Annotated in this window: 11 protein-coding genes; 8 read left to right on the top strand and 3 right to left on the bottom strand. The window is 70.0% G+C overall.

Going from position 1 to position 15,064, the window contains the following annotated elements; translation table 11 throughout:
• The first annotated feature begins 76 nt into the window (after positions 1-76).
• The gene (locus tag ACPW96_RS12255) at positions 77-883 is read left to right on the top strand and encodes an endonuclease domain-containing protein (protein ID WP_425883374.1); all 807 of its coding nucleotides are present in this window, start codon (positions 77-79) and stop codon (positions 881-883) included.
• A gap of 146 nt (positions 884-1,029) precedes the next feature.
• On the opposite strand, the gene ACPW96_RS12250 is transcribed toward ACPW96_RS12255, so the two are convergent.
• Entirely contained in the window at positions 1,030-2,193 is a 1,164-nt protein-coding gene (locus tag ACPW96_RS12250; RefSeq protein ID WP_425820393.1) for a glutamate--cysteine ligase, read from the bottom strand.
• Between the two features lie 281 nt (positions 2,194-2,474).
• On the opposite strand from ACPW96_RS12250, the gene rpsP reads away from it, so the two are divergent.
• The 7 genes from rpsP (at position 2,475) to treZ (ending at position 11,273) form a co-directional block, all read left to right on the top strand.
• On the top strand, positions 2,475-2,891 hold the full coding sequence (gene rpsP / locus ACPW96_RS12245) for a 30S ribosomal protein S16 (RefSeq protein WP_425883373.1): 417 nt from the start codon (positions 2,475-2,477) through the stop codon (positions 2,889-2,891).
• Positions 2,892-2,893: 2 nt separating this feature from the next.
• Complete coding sequence (locus ACPW96_RS12240) at positions 2,894-3,124, top strand: RNA-binding protein (protein WP_425820396.1); 231 nt, start codon at positions 2,894-2,896, stop codon at positions 3,122-3,124.
• A gap of 1 nt (position 3,125) precedes the next feature.
• Positions 3,126-4,052 (top strand): ribosome maturation factor RimM, encoded by a 927-nt coding sequence (rimM, locus tag ACPW96_RS12235; RefSeq protein WP_425883372.1) that lies wholly within the window; start codon positions 3,126-3,128, stop codon positions 4,050-4,052.
• A 1-nt stretch (position 4,053) separates the two neighbouring features.
• A complete protein-coding gene (gene trmD / locus ACPW96_RS12230) occupies positions 4,054-4,827 on the top strand; it encodes a tRNA (guanosine(37)-N1)-methyltransferase TrmD (protein WP_425883371.1) in 774 nt (257 codons plus the stop codon).
• Positions 4,828-4,933: 106 nt separating this feature from the next.
• The gene (gene glgX / locus ACPW96_RS12225; RefSeq protein ID WP_425883370.1) at positions 4,934-7,150 is read left to right on the top strand and encodes a glycogen debranching protein GlgX; all 2,217 of its coding nucleotides are present in this window, start codon (positions 4,934-4,936) and stop codon (positions 7,148-7,150) included.
• Positions 7,151-7,152: 2 nt separating this feature from the next.
• Positions 7,153-9,534, top strand: a complete 2,382-nt coding sequence (gene treY / locus ACPW96_RS12220) for a malto-oligosyltrehalose synthase (RefSeq protein WP_425883369.1) — start codon at positions 7,153-7,155, stop codon at positions 9,532-9,534.
• Entirely contained in the window at positions 9,531-11,273 is a 1,743-nt protein-coding gene (gene treZ, locus ACPW96_RS12215) for a malto-oligosyltrehalose trehalohydrolase (RefSeq protein ID WP_425883367.1), read from the top strand. The genes treY and treZ overlap by 4 nt, the downstream gene beginning before the upstream one ends.
• Positions 11,274-11,301: 28 nt before the next feature.
• Here the strand turns inward: treZ and ACPW96_RS12210 are convergent, their stop codons facing one another.
• Together ACPW96_RS12210 and ACPW96_RS12205 are read right to left on the bottom strand one after the other, a co-directional pair.
• Positions 11,302-12,921 carry an FAD-dependent oxidoreductase gene (locus ACPW96_RS12210; RefSeq protein ID WP_425883365.1) on the bottom strand — a complete coding sequence of 540 codons (1,620 nt, stop codon included), beginning with the start codon at positions 12,919-12,921 and terminating at the stop codon, positions 11,302-11,304.
• Positions 12,918-15,062 (bottom strand): molybdopterin oxidoreductase family protein, encoded by a 2,145-nt coding sequence (locus ACPW96_RS12205; protein WP_425883364.1) that lies wholly within the window; start codon positions 15,060-15,062, stop codon positions 12,918-12,920. The genes ACPW96_RS12210 and ACPW96_RS12205 overlap by 4 nt, the downstream gene beginning before the upstream one ends.
• Positions 15,063-15,064: the final 2 nt, after the last annotated feature.

The following is a 15,064-nucleotide window of genomic DNA, read 5'->3' as shown; positions in this document are numbered from 1 at the left end:
CCCTTCGGAATGCGACGTGACGACAACATGACCTCCAACTGGTGTGATCACGTTGCAACGATCACTGGAAACCACCGTGCCGAAACCGTTCAGAATTCGAGCGCCGTCGACAGATGCCGGTTTCTCACGCCGCGACATCGATGAGGCAGTCGGTGCCGATCTCCTGCGCCGGGTGCGCCGGGTGTGGCTCGTCGCCCCGTCGGTCGATCGGGGTCGGCTGCTCGCCGTCTCGTGCGGCGGCCGATTGACGTGCGTGAGCGCGGCCAAGCGGGCGGGACTGTGGGTACCGAGCGGCACCGCCGTGCACGTTTCCGTAGCGCCGAACGCCTCACGCTTCACGAAGGCGGATGCCATCATCCACTGGTCTTCGCCTCCCGTGCCGGTGCGTCCCCGCACCGCTGAGCAGCCGTTGATCAATGCCCTCTTCCACACCGCGCAGTGTTTGCCGCGACTGGACGCCCTCACCGTATGGGAATCGGCCCTCAACAAGGGGCTTGTCACGAGCGGCGCTCTTACCCGTGTCGGTTGGAGAAGCAGTGCGGCGCGGCAACTGGCGGAAGCCGCGTCCGCGCTCTCCGACTCAGGACTGGAGACCCATATGGCGACGCGGCTCGCACCATTCGGCGTCGCGGTACGTCAGCAGGTCTGGGTCGACGGGCATCCGCTCGACCTCCTCGTCGGCGATCGACTCGCGATCCAGATCGACGGCGCCCACCACCTCGAGCAGGTTCAGCGGCGTCAGGACATCCGCGGGGACGCGAGACTTGTCCTGATGGGCTATACGGTGCTGCGGTTCGACTACGCGCAGGTGCTCTTCGACTGGGAGTACGTCGAAGCAACGGTGCTCACGGCGATCGCGCAAGGTCGCCACCGCGCCGCATGACCTCGTCGAGCGTCAGCTCAGGCCAGTGGCTCGAGATCAGGACGCTTCCGGAAGAATCAGCCTGTTCTGGTGCACATCTCCTGACGCGACGCACAGACCGCGCGACCGCGCACCGGCGCCCCGCGGCGCACCGGCGCCCCGCGGCGCTACTCGGCGAGGGAGGCCAGGTGGTCGCGGAGCGTCGGACCAGAGCGGAACTCGCGGATGAGGTGACGCACGACCTCCCGCAGATCGCCGTCCGCGGCATCCGCCACCCGCACCTGCCGGGCGTAGCTCGCGCCTTCGGCGAGGATCGTCTCCGTCCCCGCGAACTCGCGGGCGCACTTGAGCTGCACCGCGATCGGGGCGAGGCGCTCCATCGTCTCGCGGATGTGGTCCGTCACCATCACCTCACGCCCTGAGGGGTCGATGATGATCCGCGCATCCAGCCCATACCGGGCCGCGCGCCACTTGTTCTCGCGCACGAACCACGGCTGCAGGGACGTCAGCTCGCGTCCTTCGTCGAGCTCGCGGCTGAAGTGCTCCACGAGCACCTGCACGAGCGAGGCGACCGCGGCGAGCTCGGGCAGGGTCGACATCCCGTCGCACGCACGCACCTCGATGGTGCCCCAACGAGGCGCCGGGCGGATGTCCCAGCGCACCTCGGATGCGTCGGCCATCACCCCGGTGCGGACCATGTCGTCGAGGTACCCCTCGAACTCCGACCACGACTGCAGAGGCCACGGCAGACCCGCCGTCGGCAGCTGCTGGAAGACGAGCGCCCGGTTCGACGCGTAGCCGGTGCGCTCCCCGGCCCAGAAGGGGCTCGCCGCAGAGAGTGCCTGCAGATGGGGTAGATACACGGCGAGGGCGTTGATGATCGGGAACACCTTGTTGACGTCGTCGACGCCGACATGCACGTGGATGCCCCAGATCATCATGTTGCGGCCCCACCACTGGGTCCGCTCGATCAGCTTGTGGTACCTCGTCTTGTCGGTGACGGACTGCTCGTACCACTGCGCGAAGGGATGACTCCCGGCGCAGAGCAGCTCGACGCCGATCGGATTCGTCGCGGTGCGCACGGCCGCGATCGCGTCGGCGATGTCGTCTACGGCCGCGGCGACCGTGTCGCCGATCCCGCTCGTCACCTCGACCGTGTTGGTGAGCAGCTCGCCGGTGATCGTGTGGCGCTCGAGTTCCGAGGACGCCTCCAGTGCTTCCAGGATGTCGGGAGCCCGGCCCACCAGGTCGCCCGTCTCGCCGTCGGCCAACATGATCTCCCACTCGATTCCGACTGTCGAGCGGGCGGATGTCGCGAAGGGCACCGTCATCCGCTCATCTTGGCACGCGGTGTCCGGCGTACCGTCCGGTTGACGGCGTGCGCCGGGATGTGCGACGCCTCGTCTCCCCAGGGCCGGGTGTTCGCGGGCTGGTTCGCGGTATGGAAGGGCCGGGTGTTCGCGGGCTGGTCCGCGGTATGGAAGAATAGAGGGTCGGATCTCCCGCTCGACCCTCTATCCAGCGCGGGGATCCTCCTTTGAGCTTCCGCCGGGTGTGCACCCCACTCCCCGAGCGACCGGTTCGTTCATCTTTCACACAATTCTGGAGAATCGTGGCTGTCAAGATTCGTCTCAAGCGCCTGGGCAAGATCCGTGCGCCGTATTACCGCATCGTCGTCGCCGACTCGCGCACCAAGCGCGATGGTCGTGTCATCGAGGAGATCGGCAAGTACCACCCCACCGAGGAGCCCTCGTTCATCGAGGTCGACTCCGAGCGTGCGCAGTACTGGCTCAGCGTCGGCGCGCAGCCGACCGAGCAGGTCACCGCGCTGCTGAAGCTCACCGGCGACTGGGGCGCCTTCAAGGGTGACAAGAACGCCGTCTCGACCGTGAAGGTCCGCGAGCCCAAGCCGGCTTTCGAGCAGGATGCCGCCAAGAAGGCCGTGCTCAAGCCCAAGGCCGAGAAGAAGGCCGAGCCCGTCGCCGCGGCGCCCGAGGCTGACGCCGACGCCACCGAAACCGCCGAATAGTCGTGCTGGCCGCCGCGCTCGAGCACATCGTCAAGGGGATCGTCGATCACCCGGGCGAAGTGCGCATCCACTCCTCCACGTCGCCCCGCGGTGATGTCCTCGAGGTGCATGTGCACCCCGACGACCGCGGTCGCGTGATCGGGCGCGGCGGACGCACGGCCAAGGCCCTGCGCACGCTCGTTTCGGCGCTCGCCGACGGCCGACGCGTGCGCGTCGACGTCGCGGACGACTGACGTGTCGAACGACCAGCGCCCTTCCCTTCCCGATAAGACGCAGCTTCGCGTCGGCCGCCTGGTCAAGGCCCACGGGCTGAAGGGCGCGCTCAAGCTGGAGCTGTACACGGACGACCCCGATGGCCGCTTCGTACCCGGGGCCGTCTTCACCCTGCAGGTGCCCGAGTCCTCCCCCTGGCACGGCAAGTCCATCACCGTGCGGGAGTTCCGGTGGATGAACACGCACCCCGTCGCCTTCTTCGAGGGCGTGGATGACCGCGAGGCCGCCGAGGCGCTCGTGCGCGCGATCCTGTGGATCGATCAGGATGCCGAGTCCACCGCCCCGGAAGACGACGCCTGGTACGACCACCAACTCGTCGGTCTCGAGGTCGTGCGGGACGGCCAGAGCGTCGGCCGCGTCATCCGCGTGGACCACTTCCCCGCGCAGGATCTGCTGATCGTCCGCCCTTCGGCGGGTTCAGGCGCCGGCGGCGATCGAGAGATCATGGTGCCGTTCGTCGCCGCGATCGTTCCCGAGGTCGATGTGGCCGCCGGTCGCGTCACCGTCACCCCGCCGCCGGGGCTCTTCGAGGAGCTGCCGCTGTCGGAGGACGACGAGAACCCGGATGCCGCCCTTCGACAGGCTCAGGGACCGGATGAGGCTCAGGCACCGGATGAGGCTCAGGGACCGGATGAGGCTCAGGGACCGGATGAGGCTCAGGCACCGGATGAGGCTCAGGCACCGGATGAGGCTCAGGCACCGGATGAGGCTCAGGCACCGGATGAGGCTCAGGGACCGGATGAGGCTCAGGGACCGGATGAGGCTCAGGGACCGGATGAGGCTCGGGAACCGGGGCAGGCTCGGCAGCCGGATGCGGCCGCCGAACCGCACGACGGCACGACCGACGCGGGCGTCGCCGCACCGACCAAGGACGCCACGCAGGCCTGACATGCTCATCGACGTCGTCTCGATCTTCCCCGAGTACTTCGGCCCGCTCGAGATGTCGCTCCTGGGCAAGGCGCGCGGCGCCGGCATTCTCGACATCCGCACGCACGATCTGCGCGAGTGGACCCACGACCGCCACCGCACGGTCGACGACACCCCCTATGGCGGCGGCGCCGGCATGGTGATGAAGCCCGAGCCTTGGGGTGAGGCGCTGGACGCGCTGACCGCCGGCGACGCTTCGACGCGCTCAGCGACCGAGAGCAGCTCAGCGACCGAGACGGGGGAGGCGACCGGCGAACTGGGCTCATCGACCCGGACGGGGCCGGTGATCATCTTCCCGTCACCCGCGGGCGAGCTGTTCACCCAGGCCACGGCCCGGGAGCTGGCCGCCGAGCAGCACCTCATCTTCGGCTGCGGCCGCTACGAGGGCATCGACGAGCGCGTGTTCGCGCACGCGGCGGCCCTCGGCAGGGTACGGCTGATCAGCCTCGGCGACTACGTGCTGAACGGCGGCGAGGTCGCCGTTCTGGCGATGATCGAGGCCATCGGCCGGCTTCTTCCCGGTGTGGTCGGCAATCCGGCCAGCCTGCTCGAGGAGTCCCACGAGGACGGTCTGCTGGAGTACCCGTCGTACACCAAACCGGCGTCCTGGCGGGGACTCGACGTGCCCCCGGTGCTGCTGAGCGGCAACCACGGCGCGATCGCGCGCTGGCGTCGGGAACAGCAGGTGGAGCGCACGCGCGAGCGACGCCCCGAGCTCCTCGCCGGCGATAACTGACACATCAACCTGGACGCAAGCCCCAATCGGGCCTCTGCGCCGCCCGATAGGGTGGAAAGCCGCCGACGCCGGTTTTTTCCGGCGTCGGCGTCATCATGGAGGCAATGTGCAGACTTGGCCAGGTTCGAGCTATCCGCTCGGTGCGACGTTCGACGGCAACGGAACGAATTTCGCGCTCTTCAGCGAAGGGGCGACCCGTGTCGAGCTGTGTCTCTTCGGCGACCGCGGCAAGGAGACCCGCATCGATCTGATCGACGTGGACGCACACATCTGGCACGCGTACCTGCCGACCATCGGGCCCGGCCAGCGCTACGGCTACCGCGTGCACGGCGACTACGACCCGAAGAGCGGCAAGCGGTTCAACCCGAGCAAGCTGCTTCTGGACCCCTACGCCAAGGCCGTCGAGGGCCAGGTCGACGGGCACCAGTCGCTGTTCGGCTACAACTTCGGCGACCCGGATTCGCGCAACAACGATGACTCCGCCGCGCACATGATGAAGGGCATCGTCATCAACCCCTTCTTCGACTGGGCGGGCGACCGTCAGCCGAAGACCCCGTACGCGTCATCGTTCATCTACGAGGCGCACGTCAGAGGTCTCACGCAGCTGCACCCGGCCGTGCCAGAAGAGCTGCGGGGGACGTACGGCGGCATCGCCCACCCCGCGGTCATCGATCACCTGAAGAAGATCGGCGTCACGGCGATCGAGCTCATGCCGGTGCACCAGTTCGTCAACGACAGCACGCTGCAGGACAAGGGCCTCTCGAACTACTGGGGCTACAACACGGTTGCCTTCTTCGCACCGCAGAACACCTACGCGGCCACGGGCGAGCGGGGTCAGCAGGTGCAGGAGTTCAAGGGCATGGTGCGCGCGCTGCACGCCGCCGACATCGAGGTCATCCTCGACGTGGTCTACAACCACACCGCCGAGGGGAACCACCTCGGCCCCACGCTGTCGATGCGCGGCATCGACAACGCGGCGTACTACCGCCTCGAGGACAAGGACAAGCGGTACTACACCGATTACACGGGCACCGGGAACAGCCTCAATGTCGGCAACCCGCACGCCCTGCAGCTGATCATGGATTCGCTGCGCTACTGGGTGCTCGAGATGCACGTCGACGGCTTCCGCTTCGACCTCGCTGCGACGCTCGCCCGCGAGTTCTACGACGTCGATCGCCTGGCGACCTTCTTCGAGCTCGTGCAGCAGGACCCGGTGGTCTCGCAGGTCAAGCTCATCGCCGAGCCCTGGGACATCGGTCCCGGCGGCTACCAGGTGGGCAACTTCCCGCCGCAGTGGACGGAGTGGAACGGCAAGTACCGCGACACCGTGCGGGACTTCTGGCGCGGCGAGGCGGCCACGCTGGGTGAGTTCGCCTCCCGGCTCACCGGTTCGGCCGACTTGTACGAGCACTCCGGGCGCCGCCCTGTGGCATCCATCAATTTCGTCACCGCGCACGACGGGTTCACGCTGCGGGATGTCGTCAGCTACAACCAGAAGCACAACGAGGCCAACGGCGAGAACAACAACGACGGGGAATCGCACAACCGCTCGATGAACTTCGGCGTCGAGGGCCCGACGGATGACCCGGCGATCCTCACGATGAGGGCGCGCCAGCAGCGCAACTTCATCGCGACGCTGATGCTCTCCCAGGGCGTGCCGATGCTGCTGCACGGCGACGAGCTCGGCCGCACCCAGCTCGGCAACAACAACGGGTACGCGCAGGACAACGAGCTGACGTGGGTGCACTGGGACGAGGTCGACCAGCCGCTGCTCGAGTTCACGGCCGCACTCGCACGGCTCCGGCGCGAGCACCCGACCTTCCGGCGCAGCCGGTTCTTCAACGGTCGCCCGGTGCGCCGGGTCGCAGGCGCCCCGGTGCCCGACATCTCGTGGCTGCGCCCCGACGGCAGCGAGATGCAGCCGGAGGACTGGGAGGCGGGCTTCGGCCGCGCGGTCGGCGTGTTCCTCAACGGCGGCGGCATCCGCGAGCGCGACCGCCGCGGCGAGCCGATCTCCGACAAGCACTTCATCGTGCTGTTCAACGCGGGGGATGGGGATGTCGACTTCCACATCCCCGCGGTCGAGTACAGCCCGCGGTGGGACATCCTCGTCGACACGGCGGGCGAGCGCGCCGACACCGATCCGATCGAGCCGGGAACCTCCATCGTCGTGCACGCCAAGGCGATGCTCGTCCTGATCGAGCACAGCGCTCCCGTCGCAGAGGTCGACCACTCGGTCGCCGCGTCCCTGGCGGGAATCGGCGCCAGCGTGAGCCCCGACGACATGCCGAGCCCCTCACCGAAGTCCGAGGTTTCGAGGTAGCCATGCCGAAGCGTCCGGTGTCCACGTACCGCCTGCAGATCAGGGCGGCCTTCGACCTCGACGCGGCGGCGCAGCTGGCGCCGTACCTGCGGGACCTCGGCGCGGACTGGGCCTATCTGTCGCCGCTGCTGGCATCCACAGAGGGCTCGGACCACGGCTACGACGTCGTCGACCCGAGTCGCGTCGACGACGCGCGGGGCGGACCCGAGGGCCTCGATGCCTTCTCGAAAGCCGCGCGATCGGCGGGGCTCGGCATCCTGGTGGACATCGTCCCGAACCACATGGGGGTCGCCGACGCGGCGCAGAACCCATGGTGGTGGGATCTCCTGGCCACCGGCCGCGAGTCGCGGTACGCGGCCGCGTTCGACGTCGACTGGGAGGTCGGCGGGGGCCGCGTGCGGCTCCCGGTCCTCGGCACGTCGTTCGAGCAGGCGGCGGATGCCGGGGAGCTGCGCGTCGAGGCCGACGAGCTGCGGTACTTCGATCACCGGTTCCCGCTCGCACAGGGGTCGGTCACGGCCGACGAGCGGGCGGTGCTGGCCAGCGACCCCACCGACGCGTCGACGGTGCGAGCGGTGCACGAGCGCCAGCACTACGAGCTGATGCACTGGGAACGCGAGGCGGCGGAGCTCAATTACCGCCGATTCTTCGCGGTGTCCTCGCTCGCCGGCATCCGGGTGGAGGACCCCGCCGTCTTCGACGAGGCCCACGCCGAGATCGTTCGCTGGGTCCGATCCGGGCTCGTGGACGGTCTGCGCATCGATCATCCCGACGGCCTTGCGGACCCGGTCGGCTATCTCGATCGCCTCGCGGAGAAGACGAACGGCGCGTACGTGCTCGTCGAGAAGATCCTCGAGCACGGCGAACGCCTGCCGCAGTACTGGGAGACCGAGGGCACGACGGGCTACGACGCGATGGGCGACATCGACCGGGTGTTCGTCGACCCGGCGGGCGAGTCTGCGCTCGACGCTCTCGACGAAGACCTGCGGGGGAGCGCCGTGCCCCCGTGGCAGGACCTGATCCACGACACGAAGCGGGTCATCGCCGACACGATCCTTCGCTCCGAGGTGCTGCGGCTGAACCGGCTCCTCGACGAGCCGATCGACGGATCGGACGACGCGATCGCCGAGCTGCTGACGTGCTTCCCGGTGTACCGCTCCTATCTGCCCGACGGCGCCGGGTATCTCGTGCAGGCGGCGGATGACGCGAGGCGCCGCCGTCCGGAACTCACGGACGCGATCGATCATGTGCTCGTGCGCCTCGCCGATCCGGGGCATCCGATGGCCGTCCGCTTCCAGCAGACCAGCGGCATGGTGATGGCGAAGGGCGTGGAGGACACCGCCTTCTACCGGTACACCCGGCTCGGCTCGCTCACCGAGGTGGGGGGCGACCCGTCGGTCTTCGCACTGGATGTCGATGGCTTCCACGACGCCCAGGCGCGCCGGCTCGCCGAGCGCCCCGCCGCGATGACCGCTCTCTCCACCCACGACACCAAACGAGGCGAAGACGTGCGGGCCCGCATCGCCGTCCTGGCGGAGCTTCCGGGGGAGTGGGCCGAGTTCCTGCGGTCCATGCGCGATGTCGTGACCTCCGGGCACGGACCGTTCGACAACCTGCTGTGGCAGGCGATCGTCGGAGCATGGCCGGCATCCCGCGAGCGACTGCACGCCTACGCCGAGAAGGCGGCGCGAGAAGCAGGGGAGGCGACCGGGTGGCTCGCGCCCGAGGCGGCGTTCGAGGCGAGCATGCATGCGGTGGTGGACGCCGCGTTCGACGATCAGCGGGTCGCCGAGCGACTGGCATCCTTCGTCGCCTCGGTCGAGCAGTTCGGCTGGAGCAATTCCCTGGGCGCGAAGCTTCTCCAGCTCACCGGCCCCGGGGTGCCGGACGTCTACCAGGGAAGCGAGCTGTGGGAACAGAGCCTCGTCGACCCCGACAATCGCCGAGCGGTGGACTTCGCCGAGCGCCGCGACCTGCTCGCTCGCCTCGACGGCGGTTGGCTGCCGGATGTCGACGCCTCGGCCGCCGCGAAGCTGCTGGTCACCTCCCGCGCCCTGCGCCTCCGCCGGGATCGGCCGGAGCTCTTCACGCGCTACGTGCCGATGACCGTCACCGGAAGCGCTCTCGACCACCTGATCGCCTTCGACCGTGGCGGTGCGGTCACCGTTGCCACGCGCCTTCCCGCGCGGCTCGCCCGACGAGCCGCGCGCGACGGCTCCCCGTGGGGCGACACGGAATTGCTGCGGCACGCCGGTCCGACCGTGGACGTCCTGACCGGCCGGGTCTTCGAAGGCCACCGCCTGCCCGTCGCCCGGCTGCTCGAGCGCTATCCGGTCGCACTCCTCGCACCCCTGGACGCATACCCCGGAAGGCAGGTCCCATGATCGAAGTCTGGGCACCGCTCGCACGCTCCGTCGCACTGCACCGGCCGGGAGCCGACGGCACCGAACTCACCCCACGCGGCGACGGATGGTTCACCGCCGACGTCTCACTCCGGGGCGGCGAGGAGTACGGATTCGAACTCGACGGTTCGGGTGTCGTGCGGCCGGATCCGCGCTCGCGGCGACAGCCCCGGGGCGTACACGACCTCAGCGCGTGGTTCGATCCGTCTGCCCACCGGTGGGCTGATGGCGACTGGACCGGCCGGCAGCTCGCCGGCTCGGTGATCTACGAGCTGCACATCGGAACCTTCACGCCGGAGGGGACATTCGACGCGGCCATCGAGCGGCTCGATCACCTGGTGCGCCTCGGCATCCAGCTCGTCGAGGTCCTGCCGGTGAACGCCTTCAACGGCACCCACAACTGGGGCTACGACGGAGTGCTCTGGTATGCGGTGCACGAGGTCTACGGCGGGCCGGCCGGGTACCAGCGGTTCGTCGACGCCTGCCACCAGCGCGGACTCGGCGTGATCCAGGACGTGGTGTACAACCACCTGGGCCCCAGCGGCAACTACCTCCCGGAGTACGGGCCGTACCTGCGGGAAGCCGAACGCAACACGTGGGGATCGTCCGTGAATCTCGACGAACCCGCCGTTCGCAGCTACATCGTCGAGAACGCGCTGATGTGGATGCGCGACTACCACGTGGACGGGCTGCGCCTGGATGCCGTACACGCCCTGGTCGACACGAGCGAGCGCCACCTCCTTCAGGAGCTGTCCGAACGCACCGACGCCCTCAGCGCACATGTCGGCCGCCCGCTCACCCTGATCGCTGAGTCCGACATGAACGACGCGACCCTCATCATGCCGCGCGAGGCCGAGGGATACGGCCTGACCGCACAGTGGAGCGATGACTACCATCACGGGCTTCATGTCGCCGTGACCGGCGAGACGGCCGGCTACTACGCCGACTTCGCCCCGCTGTCGGCCCTCGCCAAGGCCGCGACGAAGGGGTTCTTCCACGACGGAACGTGGTCATCGTTCCGCGGCCGCAATCACGGGCATCCCATCGACCCGCAGGTGCCGACGTGGCGCCTCGTCACGTTTGCCCAGGACCACGATCAGATCGGCAACCGGGCGGCGGGCGACCGGCTCTCGCAGACGCTGGACGAGCGGAGCCTGCAGATCGCGGCCGTGCTGACGGTGCTGGCCCCCTACACCCCGATGCTCTTCATGGGCGAGGAGTGGGCGGCGTCGACGCCGTGGCAGTTCTTCACGTCGCATCCCGAGCCCGAGCTCGGCAGGGCCACCGCGGAGGGCCGGATCGAGGAATTCGCGAGGATGGGCTGGGATCCCTCCATCGTTCCCGACCCCCAGGACCCGGAGACCTTCCTGCGCTCGAAACTGAAGTGGGACGAGGCCGAGGGCGGTGTGCACGCACGGCTCCTGGAGACCTATCGGCACCTGATCGCGCTGAGGCGGAGCGAACCGGATCTGAACGACCCGGCATTCGCCTCGCTGTCGGCCGACGTCGATGACGAGCAGCGATGGATCCGGCTCGGTCACGGACGCATCGACATCGCGGTGAACCTGGCCGACGAGGCTCGGCTCGTGCCCGTGCGCGCCGGGGCGGAGGTGCTCTGGGCGACGGATGCCGCCGGCTCCGGGATCGCCGTGGGAGAGCCCGTCACCGAGCCGACCATCAGCCTGGCCGGACGATCGGCCGCCGTGCTCCGCGTCGGGTGACCGAAGCCCGCGCTCCCGGTCGCCCGGTTCACACCGCCGCGGTGGCCGCCGCGTGCCGCGCGAGGACGTCGGAGATGCGGCTCTTGCACCCGCCGCACCCCGTGCCGGCTCGCGTGTCGCGACCGATGCAGGCCACCGTCGCGTTGCCCTGGGCGGCCGACTCCTCGACTTGCTCGACCGTGACGGCGTTGCACCAGCACACCGTCGCGGTGGGCGCGAACGCGTCGCCGTTCTCGCCCGGAACGTAGTCCGGGCCGTCGAAGCGCAGCAGCAGAGACCGGTCGGCGGGCAGCTCGCCGCCCCGCTCGAAGAGCAGCGTCAGCTCGGCGGCCGTCCGCGGCATCCCGACCGACACGAACGCGGTGAGCACGCCACTCTCCGACACCATCTTCACGTAGCGGAGGTGCTCGGGATCGGCCCACAACGACACCTTGCGGTCGCATCCGGGGCGCGGGTCATCGTCCCCCGGCTCGAGCGAGACGTCGCCCACCGCCACGACGTCGACGTGCTCGGCCTTCAGCATGACGAGCGCCTCGCGTTCGGCGTCCATCGCGTCGGCGTCGATACCCCCGCGGTCGGCGGCGGCCGAACCGCCGAGCTCGTCCAGCAGCCGGGCGGCGAGCCAGTCCGCCTGCCGCCACCCGGGGCCGATCAGCCCTGACGGACCGCCCGGAACCCGCGCCGAGGCATCGTCCGGCAGGTGATCGACGATGTGGGCGCAGTCGCCGATGGCGTAGACGTCGGGGTCGCTCCAACTGCGTAGCCGGCGATCCACGAGAACGCCGAACGCCGTCCGAAGCCCGGAGAGGGCAGCCAGCTCCGAGCGGGGGCTCACGCCGCACGAGAGCACGAGCAGGTCGCCCTCGATCTGGTTGCCGTCCGCCGTGATGAGCCGATCGAAGTGGCGTTCGCCGTTCTCGTCTGTGCGGAACTCGACGGACTCGGCCCTGCTGTGCGCGAACACGGCCAGACCGGTGCGCCGCAGCGCTTGGCGCAGCACGCCGCCGCCGCCCCGGTCGAGGCTGCGGGGCATGGGGTATGCCCCGTGATGCACGACGGCGACGCGCGCACCGGCGTGCACGGCCGCGAGGGCCAGCTCCAGCCCCAGCACGCCGGCGCCGAGGATGACGAGCCTACGACCACCCGCGATGGCCGCGCGGACGCGCTCCGCGTCGCCGAGGTCGCGCAACGCAGTCACGCCTGGGGGTAGGGCGTCGTCGCCGGCGATCAGGTCGCCGGGCAGCGACGACAGCGTGCCCGGGTCGCGCCTCGGGCGGGGCACGCCGTCGAGCGTCGGCGTGTTCGCGCGCGAACCGGTCGCCAGCACCACCCGGTCGTAGGCGATCCGCTCACCCGTGCTGAGCGTCGCTGCGCGCGCGCCGCGGTCGAGGTGCCGCACCGATACCCCGGTCATGATCCGCGCGCCCGCTGCCTCGGCGGCTCCGCGGTCGGCGATGGTCAGCGAGTCCCGCTGCATACCGCCGACGGCATACTCCGCGACAAGCACCCGGTTGTATGCGTCATCGACCTCGGCACCGACCACCGTGAGCTGGATCGCGCCGGAACGGACACTCGGCAGCACGTTCTCGACGAAGCGTGCGCCGACGGGGCCGTAGCCCACGACGAGCACGCGCAGCGGTTGCGTCATCCGATCATCGCCTCCTCCAGTCGCCGCACCCGCACCGAGCCGGTCTTGAACTCCGGCATCGACGACACGGGATCCACCCGGTCGGAGGTGAGCAGGTTCGCCGCACCGTCTCCGCCGAAGTGGAAGGGCACGAACACCGTGCCGGGCCTCAGGTCGGTCGACAGGCTCGCCCGGCCCCGCATCGCGCCGCGCGTGTTGTCGAGCTCGACCATCTCGCCATCCTGGACGCCGAGCTCCTGCGCCGTCGCGGGGTGCAGCGTGACCCGCACCTCCGGCTGCGCCGCTGACAGCTCCGGCACGCGCCTGGTCTGCGCGCCGCTCTGGTAGTGCTCGAGCAGGCGACCCGTGAGAAGGGTCAGCTCGCCCACGCCCGGCAGCCGGTCATCCTGCGGGGCGGGCGTCACCGCCACGATGCGTGCGCGGCCGTCATCGTGCCAGAACCGGTCGGCGAAGAGCCGGGGCGTGCCGATCGATCCGGGGGGATACGGCCAGTGTGCGGCGACCCCCGCGTCGAGCAGCGCGTAGTCGATGCCCGAGTAGTCCGCGATCCCGCCGGCCGAAGCGAGGCGGAGCTCGTCGAAGACCTCCTCCGGCTCGGTGGAGTATCGACCGGGGGCGTCCAGTCGGCGCGCCAGCTCGGCGAGGATCCACAGTTCGTCCCGCACGCCTTCCGGAGGCGGGAGGGCGCGGCGTCGGCGCAGCACGCGGCCGTCGAGGTTCGTCATCGTGCCCTCCTCCTCGGCCCACTGCGTCACGGGAAGCACGACATCCGCCAGCGCCGCCGTCTCGGAGAGGAAGAAGTCCGACACGACCAGCAGGTCGAGCCTCCCGAGCGCGGTCCGCACCGCCCCGGCGTTCGGCGCCGACACGACGAGGTTCGAGCCGTGCACGAGCATCGCCCGAGGACCCTCCGGCGTGCCGAGCGAGGCGAGCAGCTCCACTGCCGGCACGCCTGGTCCGGGAATGGACTCGGGGGTCACCCCCCACACCCCGGCGACGTGGGCACGTGCCGCGGGGTCGGTGATCTTGCGGTATCCAGGCAGCTGGTCGCACTTCTGTCCGTGCTCGCGACCGCCCTGACCGTTTCCCTGGCCGGTGAGGGTCCCATACCCCGAGTCCTCGCGACCCGGCAGCCCGAGGGCGAGGGCGAGGTTGATCGCGGCCGTCGCGGTGTCGGTGCCGTCGACGTGCTGCTCGACCCCCCGTCCGGTGAGGATGTAGACACCGCCGCCGGCCGCGAGGCGCCGCGCGACCCGCCGGATAGTGACGACGGGCACACCGGTGACCGACTGCACCCGCTCCGGCCACCAGCCGGCGACACTCCGCCGGAGCGCCTCGACCCCGGTGGTGCGGTCGACGAGGTAGCGGTCATCGGCGAGACCCTCGGCGAGCACGACGTGCGTGATGCCCAGCAGCAGCGCGAGGTCAGTACCGGGGGAGGGCTGCACGTGGATGCCTCGGCCGTCGTCCGCGAGCCGCGCCGTCGCGGTGCGGCGGGGGTCGACGACCACGAGGCCGCCGGCGGCCTGCGCACCGGCGAGGTGCCCCACGAAGGGCGGCATCGTGGCGGCGACGTTCGTCCCGAGCAGGAGGATCGTGGATGCCGCGTCGAGGTGCTCGAGAGGAAAGGGCAGGCCGCGGTCGATGCCGAACGCGCGGTTGCCGGCAGCCGCGGCCGAGGACATGCAGAAGCGGCCGTTGTAGTCGATCCGGCTCGTGCCCAGTGCGAGGCGGGCGAACTTGCCGAGCTGGTAGGCCTTCTCGTTCGTCAGCCCGCCGCCGCCGAACACCGCGACCGCGTCGGCCCCGTGCTCGGCACGGATGGCCGCGAGGGCACCGGCGACGAGGTCCAGCGCGTCCTCCCAGCTCGCGGGGCGCAGCTCGCCGTCGGAACCGCGCACCAGCGGCGTCCGCAGCCGGTCGGGAGCGACCAGCACCTCCGCGGCGGTCCAGCCCTTCTTGCAGAGCCCACCGCGGTTGGTGGGGAAGTCGCGGCCCGCGATCTCGAGAGGGGGCGAGCCCACCCCGCCCGCGTCGCCGGCCGCGCCATCCACACGCGTGAGCGTCATCGCGCACTGCAGGGCGCAGTACGGGCAATGGGATGCGGTGGCCGAAGCGGCGGGAGGGGTGAGCGGTGCCATGG

This window comes from Micromonospora sp. DT81.3 (assembly GCF_049847225.1).
Lineage (GTDB): Bacteria > Actinomycetota > Actinomycetes > Actinomycetales > Microbacteriaceae > Microbacterium.
This window is presented reverse-complemented; position numbering and strand designations above follow the sequence as displayed.